The organism is Rugamonas sp. GW822-FHT03B10 (genome assembly GCF_058801745.1).
In genome coordinates this window covers 598,363-618,861 of sequence record NZ_JBXANP010000002.1, presented here as the reverse complement: position 1 = coordinate 618,861, position 20,499 = coordinate 598,363, and the positions used below count along the sequence as shown (strand labels likewise).

The following is a 20,499-nucleotide window of genomic DNA, read 5'->3' as shown; positions in this document are numbered from 1 at the left end:
GCGCGTCCTTACATCTGCGTCAGTTTCTGCAGCATCTGGTCGGAGGTGGTGATGGCCTTGCTGTTGATCTCGTAGGCCCGCTGGGTCTGGATCATATTGACCATCTCCTCCACCACGCTCACGTTCGACGTTTCCACGTAGCCCTGCATGATGGTGCCGGTGCCGTTGGTGCCGGGGGTGTTGGTCTGCGGGTTGCCCGAGGCGCCCGTCTCCACGTACAGGTTCTCGCCCTTCGATTCGAGCCCGGTCGGGTTGATGAAGCTCGACAGCTGGATCGAGCCGATCTGCGACGGCGCCGTCTGGCCCGGCAGCGTGACCGACACGGTGCCGTCGCGGCCGACGGTGATGCTGGTGGCGTTGACGGGGATGGTGATGGCCGGCTGCAGCACGAAGCCGCTGGAGGTGACCATCTGGCCGTTGTTGTCGCGCTGGAACGAACCGTCGCGCGTGTAGGCGGTGGTGCCGTCGGGCAGCAGCACGTTGAAGAAGCCGTTGCCGTTGACCATCAGGTCCTTGTCGTTGCCCGTCGATTGCGGATTGCCCTGGGTGAAGATGCGCTCCACGGCCACCGGCCGCACACCGGTGCCGATCTGCATACCCGACGGCAAATTGGTCTGCTGCGACGACTGGGCGCCCGGCTGGCGCACATTCTGATACAGCAAGTCCTCGAACACGGCGCGCGATTTCTTGAAGCCGTTGGTGCTGACGTTGGCCAGATTGTTGGACGTCACGTCCATCTGCGTCTGCTGCGCCTCCATGCCAGTCTTGGCAATCCAAAGTGAACGTATCATGTGCTTCTCCCAGTCGCTTGGCGCGCGGCGGCCGGTACGACCGCTGCTTATCCCATGCCACCATTATGGAGGAGCAACACTCAACTCAAAGCGAGGATCTGGGTGGCTTTTGCGGCGTTATTCTCGGCGTTCTTCAGCAAGCTCATTTGCATCTCGAACTGGCGCGCCAGGCTGATCATGTTGACCATGGAATCGACGGCGCTCACATTGCTGCCCTCGAGCGCGCCGTCGACCAGGCGCACCGACGGGTCGTTGTCGGCCGGCGCCCCGCTGTTGAGGCGGAACAGGCCGTCGTCGCCGCGCACCAGGGCCTTGGGGTCGGGGTTGACCAGCTTGATGCGGCCCAGCACGTTGGCCGGTCCCGGCTTGAAGTCGGTCGAGATGGTGCTGACCGTGCCGTCGCTGGCGATGGAGACGGTGGTGTCGGGCGGCACGGCGATCGGGCCGCCGTCGCCCTGCAGGGTCTGGCCGCTGGACGTCTGCAGCAAGCCGTTGTCGCTGATCTTCAGGCTGCCGTTGCGGGTGTAGGCCTCCGAGCCGTCGGCCGACTGCACGGCGATCCAGCCGTCGCCGCGCAGCGCCACGTCGAGCGCGCGGCCGGTGGTCTGGATCGGGCCGGCGCGCATGTCGGCGCCGGCCGTGGTGTCGACCACGAAGGTACGGGTGGGCAAGCCCTCCGACATCACGGGCACGGCGCGGAACGCGTCGAGCTGGGCCCGGAAGCCGGTGGTGGTGACGTTGGCCAGGTTGTTCGACACGGTGGCCTGCTGGTCCAGCACGTGGCGCGCGCCGGTCATGGCGGTATAGACGAGACGGTCCATGGTGTTCGGTGACTCCGGTGAGGGGACGGACGCGGCCGGCTGGCCGCGTCCCATCCGTCAGGCTAGGCTTAACGCAGGTTGACCAGGGTCTGCAGCACCGAGTCCTCGGTCTTGATGGTCTGGGCGTTGGCCTGGTAGACGCGCTGGGCCGTGATCATGTTGACCAGCTCGGCCGTCAGGTCCACGTTCGAGGTCTCCACCGAACTGGCGCGCAGCTGGCCCAGGCTGCCCGCGCCGGGCACGCCGACCTGCGGCACACCCGAGTTCGAGCTTTCGGCCCAGGCGTTGTTGCCCAGCGGCGTGAGGCCGTTGACGTTGGCGAAGTTGGCCAGCACCACCTGCGCCAGCGGGCGCGACTTACCGTTGCTGTACTGGCCCAGGATCACGCCGTCGGCGCCGGCCGCGAAGCGTTCCAGGTGGCCCGACGAGTAGCCGTCCTGGGTCGAGGCCTTCTCGCTGGTGCTGCTGCCGTATTGCGTGGTGCCGACCCAGTTGGCCTTGATGGTCAGCGGTTGCAGCGAGCCGGTGTCCGGGAAGATCGGCAGGCTGATGGTCAGCGGCAGCGTCTGCGGCGTGGGCAGGTTGGCCATGGCGGCCGCGCTCAGCGCGCCGTTGTTGTTGAACACCAGGCTGCCCACCTTGACGGCCGGCACGCTGACGGCGGCCGCCAGCGCGGCGTCGATCTGGTCCAGGTTGGTGCCGGTCTTGGTGCCGGCGCCGTTGACGGGGTCGAACGCGGCCGTCAGCGCGTCGATCTGGGCCTGGCTGGCGCCGGCGGCCGTGGCCGCGGCCACCATCACGGGGCCGGCCGCCTGGGCGTAGGCCAGCGCGTCGGCGTCGATGGTGGCCTGGTCGGGCGGCAGGGCGTTCACGTCGGTCTGGTATTGCGCCCGCGCCGCCTGCACGCCGGGGTCGGCCAGGATCGAGGTGGCCACGGCCTTGGCCGTGATCTCGGTGCCGTCCACGCCCGCGTACACGTCCCAGTTGTTGGCGCTCGTCTTCACGTAGTAGGTCGACATGGTGTGGGCGTTGCCCAGGCTGTCGTACACGTCGAGCACGGTCTGCTTGTTGTAGGTGAGCGGATCGTTGGCGTCGAACGGCACCTTGGTCGGCGCAAGCGTGTTGGAATTGAGGTTGAGCGAGAAGTTGGCGGCCGTGGTGGCCACCGGGGTCAGGTCGGACGAGTCGATGGTGATCGGCACCGGCGCGCCCTGCAGGATCACGCCCGAGGAATTGGTCAGGTAGCCCGTCACCTGCGCGCCCTGGGCGTTGATCAGGGTGCCGTTCTTGTCCATCTGGAACTGGCCGTTGCGCGAATACTGGATCGCGCCGTCGACCACGGTGCGGAAGAAGCCGCCGCCGTTGATGGAGATGTCGAGCGGGTTGTTGCTCGTCTCGATGTTGCCCTGGGTGAACTGCTGGGCGATCTGGGACACCGACACGCCGATGCCGGCGTTGTTGCCGCTCACGCCGTTGAGCGAATTGGCGTACAGGTCGGCGAACTGGGCCTGGGAACCTTTGAAGCCTACCGTACTGGCGTTGGCGATGTTGTTGCCGATCACGTCGAGCGATTTAGACGCGCCATTCAGGCCGCTGAGTCCTTGTTGGAACATGGTATTCCCCTATCTGATGAGGTGGCTTACAAAACTGGTCGGAATGGCTGCTTACAGCACTTGTTTGATATCGGCCATGCTCAGCTGGCCGATGCTGGGCACGTTGAGCTTGACGCCGGCGCTGCCGGTGGACACGCTGGCCACGGTGCCGAAGGTGAGCGCGGTGGCATCCTTGAGCGCCTTGCCGGCCGTGGTGGCGGTGACGGAGAACGTGTAGTTGCCGTCCGGCGCGACGGTGGTGCCGTCGTCCATCTTGCCGTCCCACACCAGCGGCAGGGTGCCCACGTCCACGCCCTTCATGGCGATGCTGTGCACCACGTTGCCGCTGCTGTTCTTGACGTCGATCTGCACCGTGTCGGCGGCCGTGGCCAGGTCGACGCCGAACACGGACTTGCCGCCGGCCAGCGTCAGCTGGTTGCCGGGCGCCAGCACGCCGTGGTTGATCAGGCTGGTGGCCTGCATCGATTCGCTGGCCTGGTAGCTGGACTTGAGCGTCTCCAGCGTCGTGTTGAGCTTGTTCACGCCCGTCACCGTCGACAGCTGGGCCAGCTGGCTCGTCACTTGCGCGTTGTCGAGCGGATTGAGGGGATCCTGGTTCTTCAGCTGCGTCACCAGCAGCGTCATGAACTTGTCGGTGTCGGCCTGGGTGCTGTCGGTGACGGCCGCCTTCTGCGGGTTGACGGCGTTGAGCAGGGTTGCCGACGGCGCGGCGGTGGAACTGGATACGGTGGACATGGGAGCCTCGGATTAAATGGCGACCGGCTTACTGGCCGATGGTCAGGGTTTTCAGCAACAGGGTCTTGGCCGCGTTCATGGTTTCCACGTTGGTCTGGTAGGAACGCGAGGCCGACAGCATGTTGACCATCTCATCGACCACGTTGACGTTGGGCATGGTCACATAGCCCTTCTCGTCGGCCAGCGGGTTCTTGGGATCGTACTTGAGCTTCATCGGCGACGGGTCCTCGACCACCTGGCGCACCCGCACGCCGGTCGAGGCGCCGCCGTCGGTGGCCGGGGTAGCCTCGAACACCACCTGCTTGGCGCGGTAGGCCTCGCCGCTGGCGCTGGTGGCGCTGTCGGCGTTGGCCAGGTTGCTGGCCACCACGTTCAGGCGCTGGGCCTGGGCGCTCATGGCCGAACCGGAAACATTGAAGATGCTGAACAACGACGACATGATTAGTTACCTCCCTGAATGGCCGCCATCATTTCCTTGATCTGGGCGTTGATCATCGTGATGCCGGCCTCGTAGCGCAGGCCGTTGTCGGCGAACTGGTTGCGCTCGACGTCCATGTCGACCGTGTTGCCGTCCACGGCGCCCTGCACCACGCCGCGGTACAGCAGCGGCGTGCCGTCGGGCAGGGCCGTGCCATCCTTGGCCGGGGCCGGATAGTGGCGCGCGGCCGTGGTGCGCAACGGCGCCGGGGCGCTGGCGGCCAGCGCGTTTTGCAGCGCGCTGGAAAAATCGATGTCGCGGGCCTTGTAGTTAGGGGTGTCGCCGTTGGCGATGTTGGACGCAAGCACCGTCTGGCGCTGCGAGCGCAAGCTCAGCGCGGCCTCGTGAAAGCGCAGGTAATCGTCGAGTTTCCCTAACATGGCAGGCTCCAAAGTGTGCGTCCCACCCGTTGGGCATGGACGAACTGGTGATGACAGGAGCCATCATACGGCCGCTTGCCCGGCGGCAATCGAACGATAAGGCCGTGCTTTTCCGCCCTATTCCGGGCTTGCCGGTTGGCGGACCGGACTATGATGGCATCATTCCAGGGACCTCCACACCATGAAACCATCGTTACTCGCCACCTTGCTGCTGACCCTGTGCGCCGCCGGCGCCCACGCCGACACGGGCGCCGCGCGCCAGGACGCCGCCGCCCTGCGCCACAGCGTGGAGCAATTCCTGCAGACGCAGACGGCCGGTCTGCCGGGCCGGGCCAAGGTCACTGTGGGCGCGATCGACGCCCGCATGGCCCTGCCCGCCTGTCCGGCGCCGCAAGCGTTCCTGATGCCGGGCAGCCGGGCCTGGGGCAAGACCACGGTGGGCGTGCGCTGCGCGGCGCCGCAATGGACCATCTACGTGCAGGCCAACGTGGGCGTGGTGGCCGATTACATCGCCAGCGCCGTGCCGCTGGCCCAGGGCCAGACCATCGAGGCCGGCCAGCTGGTGGCCGTGCAGGGCGACCTGACCACCATGCCGGCCGGCATCGCCACCGACATGGCGCAGGTGGTCGGCCGCTACCCCAACGCCTCGCTGCCGTCGGGCACGCCGCTGCGGCTCGATACGCTCAAGAGCCGGCCCGTGGTGCAGCAAGGCCAGCTGGTGCGCCTGGTGTCGAGCGGCAACGGTTTTTCCGTCTCGGCCGAGGCGCGCGCCGTGAGCACGGCCGGCGACGGCCAGGTGGTGCAGGTGAGAACTTCTGGAGGGCAACAAATCAGCGGGATCGCCAGGGCCGGCGGTCTGGTGGAAGTCGCGTTCTGAACAAATATGGGTTCTTTGCGGCAAGGCACGCTAAAGTTTATTCAAGCGCCGCCGTTATAGACTCATATCCCGGAGTCCAGGACTTCGATCAGACGAGGATGATGCTGTGAAAATCAACGATACACTCAAGAGCACCCCCGGCTTGCCGACGTCGCCTGCGGGCGCGTCCAACGCCCGCGGCGCTGACAAGGCGGCCGCGACCCCGGCCGCGACGGACAATGTACGCCTGTCGCCGCAAGGCCAGGCATTGGCGGCCAGCGCGACCGGCGGCGGCAGCGCCGTGTTCGACACCAAGAAAGTCGAACGCATCAAGCTGGCCATCGCCGACGGCCAGTTCCAGGTCAATTCGGAAAAAGTGGCGGACGGACTGCTGGACACGGTCAAGGATCTGCTGCACTCAAGGAAACGTTAGGATAGCCCCATGCAAACCGTCGACCCGATACAGCTGCTGCGCGAAGAACAGCGCCTGATGACCTCCCTGCTGGACGTGCTCAAGCAGGAACAGCGGCATCTGGTGGCGGCCCACATCGACGGCTTGACGGCCTTGACGCCGGAGAAATCGGCGCTGGTCGGCCAGATGGCCGGCCTGGCCAAGCAGCGCCACAACGCGCTGGGCGCGGCCGGTTACGCGCCGCAGGAAGCGGGCATGACGCAGTGGATCGCCGCCAGCGGCGACAGCGCCGTCGCCCAGCTGTGGCAGACCCTGCTGGAGCAGACGCGCGAAGCGAAGGAACTGAACCGCATCAACGGCATGCTGATCAACAAGCACATGAGCCACACCCAGGGCGCGCTGCAAGCGCTGCGCCCGCGCGCGGCCGCCAGCAGCAGCTTCTACGGCCCCAGCGGCCACGCCACCACCTCCACCACCAGCCGCGGCTTCTTCGCCGGCTAAGCACAAACCGGCAAACCGGGGTCAGGTCATGCGATCAAACAACTTGCACGCAAGTTGCTTGATCGCATGACCTGACCCCGGTTTTTTTATCTTTATTGGGGTTTGATGGCCGGCGTCGGCAATTCCGTCACCGTGTCGGGCAGGCCGGACAGGATGGTGACGGCCACCCGCCGGTTGCGCGCCCGGCCCTCGACCGAGGCGTTGGACGCCACCGGGTGGTTGGCCGCGTGGCCGACGGCCGTCAGCCGGGCCGGCGCCACGCCGGCGTCGATGAACAGCCGCACCACGCTGGCCGCCCGCACCGACGACAACTCCCAGTTCGACGGATACACGCTGTTGCGGATCGGCTGGTTGTCGGTGTGCCCCTCCACCTGCACGTCGTGGCTGTCATCCTTGAGCAGCACGGCCACCGCCCGCAGCGCTTCCGTCGATGCGGCCGTCAGGCGCGCGTCGCCCGGATCGAACAACACGCTGGCGTTGATCTCCACACTGACCCCGCGGCTGTTCTGCGTCACCCGCACCTTGCCCTCCTTGACCAGCGGCGCCAGCGTCGACAGCAGGTCCTGCGCCAGCTTGGTCATGTGTTCCTTTTCCTTGCGCAGCAATTCGGTGCGCCGGCGCAGGCCGGGATTGGGGATGGGCAGGTTCTGCACCTGGGTGGTGATGGGCTTGGCCGCGCCGGCCCCGCCGAAGGCGTCGCCCAGCGCGTCCGAGAACACCTGGTACTTGCCGATGTTGACCGACGACACGGCGTACATGACGACGAAGAAGGCGAACAGCAGCGTGATGAAGTCCGAATACGAGATCAGCCAGCGCTCGGGGTTCTCCACCTCCTCGTCGAACTTCCTGCGCGCGCGCCGGTATTGCATGTCACAGTTCCCGTAGCAGCGTGGCCACGCGCTCGTCGATCACGCGCGTGTGGTCGCCGGTGGCGATGTCGTGGAACACGGCGGCGGCGATCTCCTGCTGGTGCACGGCCTGGGTGACGATGGCCTTGAGCTTGTTGGCCACCGGGTACAGGAACAGATTGGCCAGGCCGACACCGTAGATGGTGGACACGAAGGCGACGGCGATGCCCGAGCCCAGCTTGCTGGGGTCGGTCAGGTTCTCCATCACGTGGATCAGGCCCAGCACGGCGCCCAGGATGCCGATGGTGGGCGCATAGCCGGCCGCCGACTCCCAGATCCGCACGGCCTGCCGCTGCTCGGTCTCGTAGGCCGTGATCTCGGTGTCGAGGATGTGGCGCAGCTTGTCGGGCGCGATGCCGTCGACGATCAGGCGCAGCCCCTTGGCGTTGAACTTGTCCTTGGAGGCGAGCATGTAGCGCTCCAGCGCCAGCAGGCCGTCGCGCCGCGCCGCCAGGTTCCAGGCGTTGATCTCGCGCGCCAGCGCGGCGCGGTTGTCGGGCGGCGGCGAGAACACCAGGCGCAGCATGCGCAGCCCGCGCCAGAAGGTGGGCGGACGGGTCTGCAGCAGCACGGCGCCGAAGGTGCCGACGATGACGATGGCGAACGCGGCCGGCTGGATCAGCGATCCGAGCTTGCCCCCTTCCAGCCCCTGGCCGACGACGATGCCGGCCAGCGCCAGCAGCACCCCGGCTACGCTGGCCCAGTCCAAGACCGCTCCCGTAAGGTGGCGCGCAGCCGCGCCACGGCTTGCGTGTGCAACTGCGACACGCGCGATTCCGACACGCCCATGACGGCGCCGATTTCCTTCAAGTTCAATTCCTCTTCGTAGTACAAGCCCATCAGGATCTTCTCGCGCGGCGGCAGGGCGTCGATGGCGTCGATCACGGCCTGGCGGAAGTCGCCGTCGAGCAGCGAGCGCAGCGGGTCGCTCTCCTCGTCCGAGCAATAGCGGTCGAGGAAGCTGTCGTTGCCGTCGTCGTCGTGGAAGTCCTCGTAATAGACCAGCTGGTGGCCGCCGCCGTCGGACAGCATCTCCTGGTAGTCGGCCAAGGACATCTTGAGCATCTTGGCCACCTCCGATTCCGTCGGCGGATGGCCGAGGCGCTGCTGCAGCGTGCTCATGGCCGTCTCGATCTTGCGCATGTTCTGGCGCATCGAACGCGGCAGCCAGTCGCTGTTGCGCAACTCGTCGAGCATGGCGCCGCGGATGCGCAGCACGGCATAGGTTTCGAACTGGGCGCCATGGGTTTCCTCGTAACGGCTGATGGCGTCGAGCAAGCCTATCATCCCGGCCTGGACCAGATCGTCCACCTCGACGCTGGGCGGCAGCTTGGCCTTCATATGGTGGGCGAGACGCTTAACCAGCGGCATGTGCTCCGTCAGCAAGCTGTCTCTGCTCGGTTTCCCTTTGACCGTGTACATAAATTCTTGTTATTCGTTAGGCGCTGAATTGATGCTGGCTCCCCGCGCGCATGGAAGGCGAGCCGGCCAGCGCAAACCGCCCCGCCAGTTGACGAAACGCGACCGAGGCGCCGGCCAGCGGGAAGGCGTCGACCACGGCCCGCCCCAGGCGCGCGGCCCGCTGCAGGTATTCGTCGGCCGGCACCGAGCCCATCGATACCAGGTTGACCGCCAGGTAACGGCTTGCCGCTTGCGCCATGTTATCGTATACCACCTTTGCTTCCGTTTCGGAAGCCCCGGTGACGAGAATTCCGAACGGGCGCCGGCCCAGCTCGTGGTTCAGGCGCTTGATCATGGCGTAGGCGGCCGTGATGGAACGGGCGTTGTTGGACACCTGCACCACGATCTCGGCGCTGGCCATGACCGGCACCGGGAACGCGCCGCCGTCGAATTCGCCGTCGACGATCACCATGCCGGTCTGGCGCACCAGCACGTCGAAGGCCTTGGCCAGCCGGCGCGCCTCGTCCGGGCCGCGGCGCGCCTCGCCGCGCGTCATCGAGGCCACCGTGAAGCCTTGCGGCGCCTCGTACAGCACCTGGTTCAGCGCGCACTCCTGGCGCGCCACGTTGAGCAGGCTGGCGCCGTCGTCGAGCCCGAGGCGCGAGGCCACGCCATGGGCGCTGGCGCAGGCATCCATCAGCAGCACGTCGTTGCCGGCGCGGGCCAGCGAGGCGGCCAGGTTGACCAGCATGGCGGCCTTGTCGTCCTGCGGCGTGGCCGACAGGAAGGTGACGATGCGTGGCGTGGGGCCGGCCAGCATCCGGCGCAGGCCTTCGGCCTGGTCGAAATCGAAGTTAGCCAAGGTGCACCTCGCGCAGCGAGCCGTCGGCGCCGGCGTTGGACATCAACAGCGGCAATTCCGCGTCCAGGTACTGGCCGGGGATGGCGTCGCGCTTGAGCTTGAAGGCGCGGTCGATCAGCCAGGCCGGGTCGGCCAGGTGCAGGTCTTCCGGCACGCGCTGGCCGTTGGAGACGTAGAACAGGTTCAGCTTCTGGCGGATCACCACGTCGAGCACGTTGCCGATGGCGGCCGCCTCGTCCAGCTTGGTCATGATGCAGCCGGCCAGGCCGCTGCCCTGGTAGGCGCGCACCACTTCGTTCAGGGTTTCCTGGGTGGCTGTGGCGTTCAGGCACAGCACGCGCTTGACGTCGGCGCCGGCGCCTTGCAGCATGGCCACCTGCTCGGTCACCATCTGGTCGCGCTGGCTGACGCCGACCGTGTCGATCAGCACCGTGTGCTTGTTCTTCAGTTCCTTGAGCGCGATGCGCAGGTCGGCCTCGTCCTTCACCGAGTGCACCATCACGCCCAGGATCTTGCCGTAGATGCGCAGTTGCTCGTGGGCGCCGATACGGTAGGCGTCGGTCGTGATCAGGGCCAGCTTGTCGGCGCCGTGGCGCATCACGCAGCGCGCGGCCAGCTTGGCGGTGCTGGTGGTCTTGCCCACGCCGGTGGGGCCCACCAGCGCGAACACGCCGCCCTGGTCGATCAGCGCGTCCTCGTTGGCCATGGTGCTCAGGTTGCGGGTCAACACGGTCTTGATCCAGCGCATGCTGTCGGCCGCGTCGCGGCTGGCCGGCAGTTTTTCGATCAGGTAGCGCGCCAGGCTGGCGGAAAAGCCGGCCGCCAGCATCTCGCGCAGCACGGTGGCCTTGTGCGGCTCGCGCTGCTGGGTCGAACCCCAGGCGATCTCGGCCAGCTGGGTCTCCATCATGCCGCGCATGGCGCGGATCTCTTTCATCATGCCGCTCATCTCGGCGGCGGCGTTCTGCTTGGCGCTGGCCACGGCGGCGGCCACCAGTTCGGAAATACGCTCCATGTCGAGGGCGGCGGCGCGCGGCTGGGCCGGCGCGGCGGCGGCGGCGGCCGTGGCCGACGCGTACGACGAGGGCGAGGCCACCACGCGGCGGGCCGGTTGCGCCGCCATCATGGGGGCGGCGGGCGGCAGGTCCAGCTGCGGACGCGGCGCGGCCATCGGCGACTGCGGCGCGGGCGACGCGAGCGAGGCGGCGTCGTCATTGGCCAGTGCCAGGATCTCCACCACGCCATCGGCCTGGCGGTTGGACAGGATCACAGCGTCGGGGCCGAGCGCCTCGCGCACCTTGCGCAGCGCTTCGCGCGACGTGGGCGCGGTGAATTTCTTGACGTTCATGGCCGGCTCCCTTGGGCAAGGGCAGCACGTGGTTGGGAAAGTGGTTTGGCCATCATCATCGACTCCTGTTACTTGAGCGCCGCGCCTTCGACATGAGGCGCCTTTGCTCTGACAGTGTCATTATTGACGATGCACCAAGGAAACGATCCGATGAACAGGGGTGGAAATGGGCCGTATTTCACCGTTGCCCGCGCGGCGGCGCGCGGACAAGTTCCCGTTTGACGGGGGCAACAGTCAAACGTCGGCGAACACGTCATCCAGGCTGGTTGCGCTGAACAGCTTCCTGGCCCAGGCATCCAGTTCGGCACTGTCGGCGGCCGCCAAGCGTTCGCGCACAGCCGACGGCACGCTGCCGAAACGGCTTTCGATGAGCATGGCCAGCAATTCCTTGCGCCCTTCTTCCCGGCCTTCCTGCCGCCCTTCCTGCCGCCCTTCCTGCCGCCCTTCCTGCCGCCCTTCCTGCCGCCCTTCCCGCAAGCCCTCCTCACGCCCCAGCTCGATGCCGATTTTCTCAACTGAACTCACGTATCGCATAGTGCACTCCCTTTCCAGCAATTGGATGTCGCGCCACAAAACCCGCTCCAGTTCGGAAGGCAAGCGCATCATCCAGTCTATCAACAGGTACAAATCAATGATACGTTGTTTGTCCCAATCACGCGCATACAGCAAGCGCGCCAGGCGCAGTTTGGCCGCATGGCGGCGTGCGGCGTCGCCGCCGGTCCGGCGGGTGAGCAAATGGGCCGCCGTCACCAGCCCGAATGGATTGGACTGCTCAAGCAACTGCTCGAGGCGCGGCGCATAATCGCGCAGTTTGACCACGCTGAAGTCCAACCGTAGCTGGCAGCCGAACAGTTGGTAGGCAAAGCTGTCCGGCCGCCAGCGCGGGCTGTCGTCCGCCAGCAGCACGAGACTGGCGACGGGGCGGTGGAAACGGTCATAAGCGCGGTAATGGTAGGAGAAGATGCGCTCGGCGAAGTCGCGCTCGCGCTTGCCCTGCACCTCCAGATGGATCAACACCCACTGCGCGCCACCGTCATGCGTGTGGACCCGCACCAGGCGGTCGACCAGCCGCTTGCCCAGCTCGCCGTCGCGGGCCAGTTGCGCCAGCTCCTGATCCAGGAAAACGTGGGGCCGCCCCCAGTCGATTTGCCGGTGTGCTTGCGGAAAGAAGAACGCCATGAAGTCGGGAAAATAACGCGTGATCGCGTCCTTCCACGGCGTGTCGTAGTCGTCCGATGCGTGGGCCATGAGCCCAGTCTAGGCCGGACGCGGCACGGCCCCGTGCGCACGCGCAAGGGGCCGCGCGACAGGCCGTCGAGCGTCAGGCCGGCTGGCCGCCCACCAGCGACGTCACGCGGATGGTCTTGGTCTCCGGGATTTCCGCATGCGACAGCACCTTCAGCTGCGGCAAGGCGCGGCGCAGGAAACGCGACAACAAGGCGCGCAACGGCCCCGGCACCAGCAGCACCGGCGTCAGGCCCAGCGCCTCCTGCTGGGTGGCGGCCGCCTGCGCCTGCTGGGCGATGGTGTCGGCCAGGCCCGGCTCGATGCCGGCGCCGTCCGGACCGCTGGCCGACAGCGCCTGCATCAGCAAGCGCTCGAGGCGGTTGTCGAGCGTCATCACGGACAGCTCGCCCGCGCCGGGGAACAGTTGCTGCACGATGGCCCTGCCCAGCGCGATGCGCACCAGCGCCGTCAGGTCGTTCGGGTCCTGCGTGTGGACGGCATGCTCGGCCAGCGTCTCGATGATGGTGCGCATGTCGCGGATGTGCACGCCTTCGACGAGCAGGTTCTGCAGCACCTTCTGCAAGGTCGACAGCGACACCATCTTCGGCACCAGGTCCTCGACCAGCTTGGGCGCGTCCTTGCCCAGGTGATCGAGCAAGGCTTGCACCTCGGCCCGGCCCAGCAGTTCGGACGCGTGGGTGGTGATCAGATGGTTCAAGTGGGTGGCCACCACCGTGCCCGCGTCGACCACCGTGTAGCCCATGCTCTGGGCCTGGTCGCGCAAGCCGGCGTCGATCCACGTGGCCGGCAGGCCGAAGGCCGGATCGGTGGTCACCAGGCCGGGCAGCGTGCCGCTGGCCATGCCCGGATTGATGGCCAGGAACTGGCCGTTGAACGCCTCGCCCATGCCCACCTCCACGCCCTTGAGCGTGATGCGGTAGGCCGACGGCTTCAGTTCCAGGTTGTCGCGGATGTGCACCGGCGGCGCCAGGAAGCCGACCTCCTGCGCGAATTTCTTGCGGATGCCCTTGATGCGCTTGAGCAGCTCGCCGCCCTGGGTCTTGTCGACCAGCGGAATCAGGCGGTAGCCGACCTCCAGGCCCAGCGTGTCGACCGGCATGATGTCCTGCCAGGTCGCCTCCTCCTGCTCGGGGGCGGCCGGCGGCGGCGCCTCGGGCGCGGCCTCGGCGGCCGTGGCCGCGCTGCTGGCGCGGCGCGTGAGCAGCCAGCCGGAGCCGATCAGCACGCCGGCCAGCAGCAGGAACACCAGGTTGGGCATGCCGGGGATCAGGCCCATGCCGCCGATGATGGCGCCGGTGATGTACAGCACCTGCGGCTTGGCGAACAGCTGGCCGATCACCTGGCCGCCGATGTCCTGCTCGCTGGCCACGCGCGAGACGACGATACCGGCCGCCGTCGAGATGACGAGCGAGGGGATCTGCGCCACCAGGCCGTCACCGATGGCCAGCAGCGTGTAGTTCTTGATCGCGTCGCCGAACGTCATGTCGTGCTGCAGCAAGCCCACCAGCAGGCCGCCCACCACGTTGATGACGGTGACCAGGATGCCGGCCACGGCGTCGCCGCGCACATACTTACTGGCACCGTCCATGGCGCCATAGAACTCGGCCTCCTGCGCTACCTCGCTGCGGCGCTTGCGCGCCTCGGCCTCGCCGATCAGGCCGGCGTTGAGGTCGGCGTCGATGGCCATTTGCTTGCCCGGCATCGCGTCCAGCGCGAAACGGGCGCCCACCTCGGCGATCCGGCCCGCGCCCTTGGTGACGACGGTGAAGTTGATGATGGTGAGGATCACGAACACGACGATACCAACCGCGTAGTTGCCGCCGATCAGGAAGTGGCCGAAGGCCTCGATCACCTTGCCGGCCGCGTCGGCGCCGGTGTGGCCCTCGGTCAGCACCACGCGGGTGGAGGCCACGTTGAGCGACAGGCGCAGCATGGTCGACACCAGCAGGATGGTGGGGAAGGCCATGAAGTCCAGCGGCTTGACCGTGTACAGGCTGGTCAGCAGCACGATGATGGCCAGCGCGATGTTGAAGCTGAAGAACATGTCGAGCACGAAGGCCGGCAGCGGCAGCACCATCATCGCCAGCAGCATGACGATCAGGATGGGCGCGGCCAGGCTCTTGTTGGCGCCCTTGGACAGGCTTTGCAGCCAGGCCGGCAGCTTGATGTTGTTCAAGGCGTTCATGCGGGTGCTCCGTTATTCGTATCGTTAAGCTTGCCACGGCCGGCGTAGGCCGGGTTGAGCGGGTCCAGCTCGGCTGGCACGTCCAGCTTGGTCGGGGTGTCGGGACGGTGGCCGCCCTGCTTGCTGAACATGCGCAGCTGGAACACATAGGCCAGCACCTCGGCCACGGCCGCGTACAGCGCCTCGGGGATCTCGTCGCCGATCTCCGTGTGCTTGTGCAGCGCGCGGGCCAGCGGCGGGGCCTCCAGGATGGCGACCTTGTTCTCCTTGGCGATCTCGCGGATCTTGGCGGCCACCTCGTCGGTGCCCTTGGCGACCACGCGCGGCGCGCCGCGCGAACCGTCGGCGTACTTCAGCGCCACCGCGTAGTGGGTCGGGTTGGTCACCACCACGTCGGCCGTCGGCACGTCGGCCATCATGCGGCGCTTGGCCATCTCGCGCTGCATCTGGCGGATCTTGGCCTTGATCTGGGGATTGCCGTCGGCCTCCTTCGCTTCCTGGATCATCTCCTGGCGCGTCATCTTGAGCTTGTTGGCGTAGTGCCACATCTGGTACGGGCCGTCGACGGCGGCGATCAGGCCCAGCGCGCCGACGATGAACAGGAAGCTCATGGCGATCATGTCGAGCAGGTGCACCGTGCCCAGCTTGAGCGGCTCCACGGCCAGGCCCAGCACGGCGTCCTTCTGCTTCATCACCACCAGCCACGCGACAAAACCCACCACCAGCGTCTTGGCGATGGCCTTGAGCAATTCCACCAGCGCGTTGGACGACACCAGGTTGGACAACCCTTTGACGGGGTTGAGCTTGCCGAAATTGGGGGTGACGGCCTTGCCGCTGAACAACCAGCCGCCGACCAGCAGCGGCGAGGCCAGCGCCACCAGCATCACGGCCAGGCCCAACGGCAAACAGGCCAGCAGCACGCGGCCCACGTCCATGCCGATGCGCGTCAGCAGCACATCGGCGTGGAAAATCTGTTCCTGGTCCAGCGCCAGGCCCGACACCATGGCCGAGCGCAACTGGCGCACCAGCGAGGATCCGGTCAGCCACAGGCCGGCGCCGGCCACCATCAGCACGGTGAACGTCGCCACTTCACGCGATCGGGGAACGTCGCCTTCTTCTCGCGCCTGCTCGAGGCGCTTCGCTGACGCCGGTTCTGTCTTTTCTGCGTCGCTTTCTTCAGCCATCGCCTGCTCCTGTGGATACGCTAGCCATCATAGGCGATATTGCCGTATGGCTATGCGCGGAACAGGGCGGAAAACAGGCCTTATTTCGCGCTCCCGGCCGGGTCGGCCCGCGTCACCGTCTGCTCGATGGCGCCGAACACGGACTTGCCGTCGCCGTCGAGCATCTCGATGCGGATGGTGTCGCCGAAGGCCATGAACGGCGTGACGGGCGCGCCGCCGGCGATGGTTTCCAGGCAACGCTGCTCGGCGATGCAGGAATAGCCGCGCTTGCTGTCCTTGTTCGACACGGTGCCCGAACCGACGATGCTGCCGGCCCGGATGTTGCGCGACTTGGCCAGGTGGGCCAGCAGCTGGGGGAAGTTGAAGATCATGTCGACCCCGGCGTGCGGCTGGCCGACCAGCTTGCCGTTCCACGTCGAGCGCAGCGGCAGGTGCACCTTGCCGCCCTTCCACGCGTCGTCGAGCTCATCGGGGGTGACGGCCACCGGCGAGAAGCTGGTGGCCGGCTTGCTCTGCAGGAAGCCGAAACCCTTGGCCAGCTCGTCCGGAATGAGGTTGCGCAGCGACACGTCGTTGACCAGCATCAGCAGACGGATCTGCTGGTACGCCTGGTCCGGCGTCGCCCCCATGGCGATATCGTCGGTGATCACGGCCACTTCCGCCTCGAAATCGATGCCCCACTCCGCGTGGAACAGCGCGATGTCGTCGCGCGGACCGAGGAAGTCGTCGCTGCCGCCCTGGTACATCAGCGGCTCCTCCCAGAACGCGGCCGGCAACTCGGCGCCGCGCGCCTTGCGCACCAGCTCCACGTGGTTGACGTAGGCCGAACCGTCGGCCCACTGGTAGGCGCGCGGCAGCGGCGCCATGCAGTTGGCCGGGTCGAAGTCGAACGTGCGGCGGCCGCGTCCGTTGCTGAGGTCCTGGTACAGCTGCTGCAGCTGGGGCGCGATGAAGGTCCAGTCGTCGAGGGCGCGCTGCAGGGTGGGCGCGATGCCGTCGGCCAGCTGGGCCGTTTTGAGGTCGCGCGCGACGACGGCCAGCTGGCCGTCGCGCGTGCCGTCTTTGAGGGTGGCGAGTTTCATGGCGATGCGGGAAAAGTGAACGGCGTCGCCGCGCGGCGGCGGCACGGACGCCGGAAAAAGCGCTTAGACCGGGGCCAGCTGGGCCAGCTGTTCAGGCGTCAGATAGCACCATTCGCCCTCGGCGATGCCGAGCGTGTCGAGCTGCAGGGTGCCGATGGCCGAGCGGTGCAGCGCGCTGCAATGGTTGCCGGCGGCCGCCAGCATGCGCTTGACCTGGTGGTACTTGCCCTGCTCCAGCACGATCTCCAGCTGGTGCTCGCCGCGCTGCGCGCAGACCTGGGCGGCCAGCGGCGCCGGTTCGTCGTGCAACTGCACGCCGGCCAGCAACTGCGCGACCAGCGCCGGCGTCACGGGATCCTGGGTGGTGGCCTGGTAGACCTTGGGCACGTGGCGCTTGGGCGAGGACTGGGCGTGGATGAACGGGCCGTCGTCCGACATCAGCAGCATGCCCGTGGTGTCATGGTCGAGCCGGCCCACGGGCTGCACGTCGCGCCACGTGAATTGCTCGGGCAGCAAGGTCAGCACGCCGGGATGGTGGCTGGGCTTGCGCGAACATTCGAAATTGGCCGGCTTGTTGAGCGCGATATACACGTGTTCACGGTAGACCCACTCCTCGTCGAACACGGTCAACACCAGGCCTTCCGTCTCGACCGTGGTGCGGTAATTGTCCTGCACCTGGCCGGCGATGCTCACTTCGCCGTCCTCGATCAGGGAACGGCAATACTTACGGGTACCAAAACCCTGCGATTGCAGGATGCGGTCTAGGGATAGTTTACTCATGGCGAGACTTTAACAGATGCGGCCGCGACCGTGAAGGCGAGCGCCGTCCCGGCCGGCCCGCGCGGCCACCCCGCGCTTCATTGATGCAAATCAATAAGCGCCGGTTTGACGTTGATACACTGAAACTTCATTAGGAATCGGCTGAACACCGATTGGGAATAACGGAAGAGGTTGTTAGAACGCACCGGCTGTCCGCTGAAGGAAGCATCATGTTAAAACGCGCCCCACCCCGCCAGCACGCCTCCCCCCACGATCAAGCCGCGCCTGCCGATCCGCAGCTGCGGGCGGCCGCCGAAGCGGCCGCCGCGCACCGCGCCGCGCTGGCGTTGTCGCGCTGGTCCAGCGGCGAAACCGCGGCCGCCCTGAAGACGGCGGCCACCCTCCATCCGGGCCCGCAAGCCCAGTGGCACGCGGCCTTGCAGCGTCAGTTCTGCGCGTGGCTGGAAGCCGGCGGCTTCGCGGCCGGCGAGCAGGAACCGGCACAAGTGGCGCCGCCAATGAAAACAGCGGCTTTGCGCCGCTGTTCTCAGCCCCATTGCGGGACTATTGACGAGGAATTGAAATTCTCTCTACTCCGCATTCGCGATGCGGTTGAGTAGTTCCATCAATTGCTTGGCAAGACTGTTAATCCGACCTCCCTTGGAAAGAACTACAACACCACTATAGACCAAGGTGAGCGATATACAAGGCGATTCCAGACCGGATTAATAATGTTAATCATCATGCCAGACGCGGTCAGTGCAGCAGCGGCCGCGCGCCGGCGTAGACGGATTTGACGGCGCCCGCCCCCATCGCCGCGCCGAATTTCTTCAGCACCCGCTCCGGCAAGCCCTCGTGCTGGGTGTAGTCGATGATGTCCTCGGCCTTGACGATGTCGCGCGCCACGCTGTCGACCGTGCCCAGGCCATCGGCCAGGCCCATGTCGATGGCCCGCGCGCCGCTCCAGAACAGGCCGGAGAACATCTCGGGCGTTTCCTTCAGACGCTTGCCACGGCCGCTACGCACCACCTGGATGAATTGCTGGTGAATTTCATTCAACATGGCCTGGGCGTGCTGCTTGTGTTTCTCGGTCAGCGGGCTGAACGGATCCATGAAGCCCTTGTTCTCGCCGGCCGTCAACAGACGGCGCTCGACGCCGGCCTTCTCCATGATGCCGGTGAAGCCGAAGCCGTCCATCAACACGCCGATCGAGCCGACGATGGAGGCCTTGTCCACATAGATGCGGTCGGCGGCGGCCGCGATGTAATAGCCGCCGGAGGCGCAAATCTCGTCCACCACCACATACAGCGGCTTGTCCGGATAGCCCTTGCGCAGGCGCCGGATCTCGTCGACGATCATGCCGGCCTGCACCGGGCTGCCGCCGGGGCTGTTGATGTGCAACACCACGGCCACCGAGCCGCTGTCGGAGAACGCCTTGTCCAGGGCCGGGATCACGACGGCGGCCGAACCGCTGCCTTCGCTGTCGATCTCGCCCTCGATCTCGATCAGGGCCGTGTGGCGGCCGAGCGCCTCGCCATCCACGCCGGGCCAGCTGAAATCGAAATAGGCGGCCAGTCCCACCAGCACCACCAGCAGGAACAGGAACTTGAAGAAGATGCCCCAGCGGCGGTGCGCGCGTTGCTCCTTGAGCGTGGCGAACACCAGCTTCTCCAGCACCTCGCGCTCCCAGTTGGAGGGCGCGGCGGCCGGCTTGGCCGGCGCGGCCGGCGGGGTTGGCGGGGTTGGCGGAATGGGCCCGCGTTCGGACGCGCTGTCGCTTGTGTTTTCGCTCATGGTTGCTGCCGGATGAAATACATGGATAGTGGAGGTGACGACGGCTCAGGCCCGGGCCGGCCGCAGATAGTCGTCGGGTTGCCAATAGATATGCCCGTCGCGCTCGACCACGGTGATCGGGCGCAGCCGTCCGCCCCGGCACGGCCCGCCGGCGCAAAAGCCGCTTTCGGGCACGTAGATGGCGCCGTGCGTCGAGCACATCAGATACAGGCCGCTCGATTCGAAGAACTCGCCTTCTGCCCAGTCGAGCTCGATGGGCACGTGGGCGCAGCGGTTCAGATACCCGTACACGGTGCCGTGGTAACGCACGACGAAGCCGGTGCCGTCCTCGCCGCCGGCCGTGACGGGAAAGCGCACGCCCTTGCCGCCTTCCAGCACGGCATCGGCGGCGCACACGAGAATCTGGTCGACATGCGTTCCGCTACTGCTGCTGTCAGTCATGGTCATGCGTGCTCGTTCAGCCATTGATGCAATTCGGCAATGGAAGCGGCCGAGAACAGCGGCTGGCAGGCGGCCAGCTGGTCGACCGGATGGGCGCCATACTGGACGGCGATGGCCGCCGCACCCGCGTTGTTGGCCATCAGCAGGTCGTGGGTGGTGTCGCCGATCATCACCGTGCGCTTCATGTCCTGGCCCAGCTCGCGCGTCAGTTCCTGCAGCATGGCGGGATGGGGCTTGGAAAATGTTTCATCGGCGCAACGCGTCGCATCGAACATCGACAGCAGGCCGGCGTCGTTCAGGGCGCGGTTCAGGCCGACCCGGCTCTTGCCCGTGGCCACGGCCAGGAAATACGCCTGCTGCGACAATTCCTCCAGCATGTCGCGCGCGCCCTTGAACAGGGTCAGCTCGTGGTCGCGCGACAGGTAGTGGTAGCGGTAGCGCTCGACCAGCCGCGGATAGAACTTCGGGTCGAGGCCGGGCATGGCCGCCTGCATCGCCTCCGCCAGGCCGAGGCCGATCACATGCGCGGCCGCGTCGTCCTTGGGCACGGGCAAGCCGAGGTCCTTGGCCGCCGCCTGTATGCACTTCACGATCGCCGATGTGGAATCCATCAGCGTGCCATCCCAATCGAATACGATTAAGTCAAATTGCTTTCTTGCCATGTCTCCCGGCTGCGGTCGCTGCCGGCTCCTTGAGTCCG

The 20,499-nt window shown here is 66.6% G+C and carries 23 protein-coding genes; 4 read left to right on the top strand and 19 right to left on the bottom strand.

Features of this window, described 5'->3' with window-relative positions:
* Positions 1–8 precede the first annotated feature (8 nt).
* From flgG to flgB, 6 genes are all read right to left on the bottom strand, one after another.
* Positions 9–791, bottom strand: coding sequence for a flagellar basal-body rod protein FlgG (gene flgG / locus AC1RQG_RS05875; protein ID WP_493129235.1), 783 nt, complete (start codon positions 789–791; stop codon positions 9–11).
* A gap of 80 nt (positions 792–871) precedes the next feature.
* Positions 872–1,612, bottom strand: coding sequence for a flagellar basal-body rod protein FlgF (gene flgF, locus AC1RQG_RS05870; protein WP_493129233.1), 741 nt, complete (start codon positions 1,610–1,612; stop codon positions 872–874).
* A 68-nt stretch (positions 1,613–1,680) separates the two neighbouring features.
* Positions 1,681–3,225: a flagellar hook protein FlgE gene (locus tag AC1RQG_RS05865; RefSeq protein WP_493129231.1), complete on the bottom strand. Its 1,545-nt coding sequence runs from the start codon at positions 3,223–3,225 to the stop codon at positions 1,681–1,683.
* A gap of 51 nt (positions 3,226–3,276) precedes the next feature.
* Entirely contained in the window at positions 3,277–3,960 is a 684-nt protein-coding gene (locus AC1RQG_RS05860) for a flagellar hook assembly protein FlgD (protein WP_493129229.1), read from the bottom strand.
* Between the two features lie 28 nt (positions 3,961–3,988).
* Positions 3,989–4,399, bottom strand: coding sequence for a flagellar basal body rod protein FlgC (gene flgC, locus AC1RQG_RS05855; RefSeq protein ID WP_182216506.1), 411 nt, complete (start codon positions 4,397–4,399; stop codon positions 3,989–3,991).
* 2 nt (positions 4,400–4,401) lie between these two features.
* Entirely contained in the window at positions 4,402–4,818 is a 417-nt protein-coding gene (gene flgB / locus AC1RQG_RS05850; RefSeq protein WP_493129227.1) for a flagellar basal body rod protein FlgB, read from the bottom strand.
* 181 nt (positions 4,819–4,999) lie between these two features.
* Here flgB and flgA point away from each other — a divergent pair, with 181 nt between their 5' ends.
* The 3 genes from flgA (at position 5,000) to AC1RQG_RS05835 (ending at position 6,587) form a co-directional block, all read left to right on the top strand.
* Positions 5,000–5,695: a flagellar basal body P-ring formation chaperone FlgA gene (flgA, locus tag AC1RQG_RS05845; RefSeq protein ID WP_493129225.1), complete on the top strand. Its 696-nt coding sequence runs from the start codon at positions 5,000–5,002 to the stop codon at positions 5,693–5,695.
* A gap of 106 nt (positions 5,696–5,801) precedes the next feature.
* Positions 5,802–6,107: a flagellar biosynthesis anti-sigma factor FlgM gene (gene flgM / locus AC1RQG_RS05840; RefSeq protein ID WP_493129223.1), complete on the top strand. Its 306-nt coding sequence runs from the start codon at positions 5,802–5,804 to the stop codon at positions 6,105–6,107.
* Between the two features lie 9 nt (positions 6,108–6,116).
* Entirely contained in the window at positions 6,117–6,587 is a 471-nt protein-coding gene (locus tag AC1RQG_RS05835) for a flagella synthesis protein FlgN (protein WP_493129221.1), read from the top strand.
* A 92-nt stretch (positions 6,588–6,679) separates the two neighbouring features.
* Here AC1RQG_RS05835 and motD read toward each other — a convergent pair whose 3' ends face one another.
* The 10 genes from motD to AC1RQG_RS05785 all read right to left on the bottom strand — a co-directional run bounded on the left by motD (position 6,680) and on the right by AC1RQG_RS05785 (position 17,585).
* Positions 6,680–7,456, bottom strand: coding sequence for a flagellar motor protein MotD (gene motD, locus AC1RQG_RS05830; protein WP_493129219.1), 777 nt, complete (start codon positions 7,454–7,456; stop codon positions 6,680–6,682).
* 1 nt (position 7,457) lies between these two features.
* A complete protein-coding gene (locus AC1RQG_RS05825; RefSeq protein ID WP_493129217.1) occupies positions 7,458–8,204 on the bottom strand; it encodes a flagellar motor protein in 747 nt (248 codons plus the stop codon).
* Entirely contained in the window at positions 8,186–8,917 is a 732-nt protein-coding gene (locus tag AC1RQG_RS05820; protein WP_182152244.1) for an RNA polymerase sigma factor FliA, read from the bottom strand. The genes AC1RQG_RS05825 and AC1RQG_RS05820 overlap by 19 nt, the downstream gene beginning before the upstream one ends.
* Before the next feature lie 16 nt (positions 8,918–8,933).
* Positions 8,934–9,758 carry a MinD/ParA family ATP-binding protein gene (locus AC1RQG_RS05815; RefSeq protein WP_493129214.1) on the bottom strand — a complete coding sequence of 275 codons (825 nt, stop codon included), beginning with the start codon at positions 9,756–9,758 and terminating at the stop codon, positions 8,934–8,936.
* Positions 9,751–11,106 (bottom strand): flagellar biosynthesis GTPase FlhF, encoded by a 1,356-nt coding sequence (flhF, locus tag AC1RQG_RS05810; protein ID WP_493129212.1) that lies wholly within the window; start codon positions 11,104–11,106, stop codon positions 9,751–9,753. The genes AC1RQG_RS05815 and flhF overlap by 8 nt, the downstream gene beginning before the upstream one ends.
* Before the next feature lie 234 nt (positions 11,107–11,340).
* A complete protein-coding gene (locus AC1RQG_RS05805; RefSeq protein WP_493129210.1) occupies positions 11,341–12,354 on the bottom strand; it encodes an Rpn family recombination-promoting nuclease/putative transposase in 1,014 nt (337 codons plus the stop codon).
* Positions 12,355–12,427: 73 nt separating this feature from the next.
* Positions 12,428–14,539: a flagellar biosynthesis protein FlhA gene (gene flhA / locus AC1RQG_RS05800; RefSeq protein WP_493129208.1), complete on the bottom strand. Its 2,112-nt coding sequence runs from the start codon at positions 14,537–14,539 to the stop codon at positions 12,428–12,430.
* Positions 14,536–15,723, bottom strand: coding sequence for a flagellar biosynthesis protein FlhB (flhB, locus tag AC1RQG_RS05795; RefSeq protein ID WP_493129206.1), 1,188 nt, complete (start codon positions 15,721–15,723; stop codon positions 14,536–14,538). The genes flhA and flhB overlap by 4 nt, the downstream gene beginning before the upstream one ends.
* Positions 15,724–15,803: 80 nt before the next feature.
* Positions 15,804–16,805 (bottom strand): fumarylacetoacetate hydrolase family protein, encoded by a 1,002-nt coding sequence (locus AC1RQG_RS05790; RefSeq protein ID WP_493129204.1) that lies wholly within the window; start codon positions 16,803–16,805, stop codon positions 15,804–15,806.
* A gap of 63 nt (positions 16,806–16,868) precedes the next feature.
* A complete protein-coding gene (locus AC1RQG_RS05785; protein WP_493129202.1) occupies positions 16,869–17,585 on the bottom strand; it encodes a pseudouridine synthase in 717 nt (238 codons plus the stop codon).
* A gap of 209 nt (positions 17,586–17,794) precedes the next feature.
* Here AC1RQG_RS05785 and AC1RQG_RS05780 point away from each other — a divergent pair, with 209 nt between their 5' ends.
* Complete coding sequence (locus AC1RQG_RS05780) at positions 17,795–18,184, top strand: hypothetical protein (protein ID WP_493129200.1); 390 nt, start codon at positions 17,795–17,797, stop codon at positions 18,182–18,184.
* A 136-nt stretch (positions 18,185–18,320) separates the two neighbouring features.
* Here AC1RQG_RS05780 and AC1RQG_RS05775 read toward each other — a convergent pair whose 3' ends face one another.
* Genes AC1RQG_RS05775 through AC1RQG_RS05765 form a run of 3 tightly spaced genes read right to left on the bottom strand, consistent with a single transcriptional unit; the run spans position 18,321 to position 20,461 of the window.
* Complete coding sequence (locus tag AC1RQG_RS05775; RefSeq protein ID WP_493129198.1) at positions 18,321–19,358, bottom strand: S49 family peptidase; 1,038 nt, start codon at positions 19,356–19,358, stop codon at positions 18,321–18,323.
* Positions 19,359–19,403: 45 nt separating this feature from the next.
* The gene (locus tag AC1RQG_RS05770) at positions 19,404–19,805 is read right to left on the bottom strand and encodes a Rieske (2Fe-2S) protein (protein WP_493129196.1); all 402 of its coding nucleotides are present in this window, start codon (positions 19,803–19,805) and stop codon (positions 19,404–19,406) included.
* Positions 19,802–20,461, bottom strand: a complete 660-nt coding sequence (locus AC1RQG_RS05765; RefSeq protein ID WP_493129194.1) for an HAD-IIIA family hydrolase — start codon at positions 20,459–20,461, stop codon at positions 19,802–19,804. The genes AC1RQG_RS05770 and AC1RQG_RS05765 overlap by 4 nt, the downstream gene beginning before the upstream one ends.
* Positions 20,462–20,499: the final 38 nt, after the last annotated feature.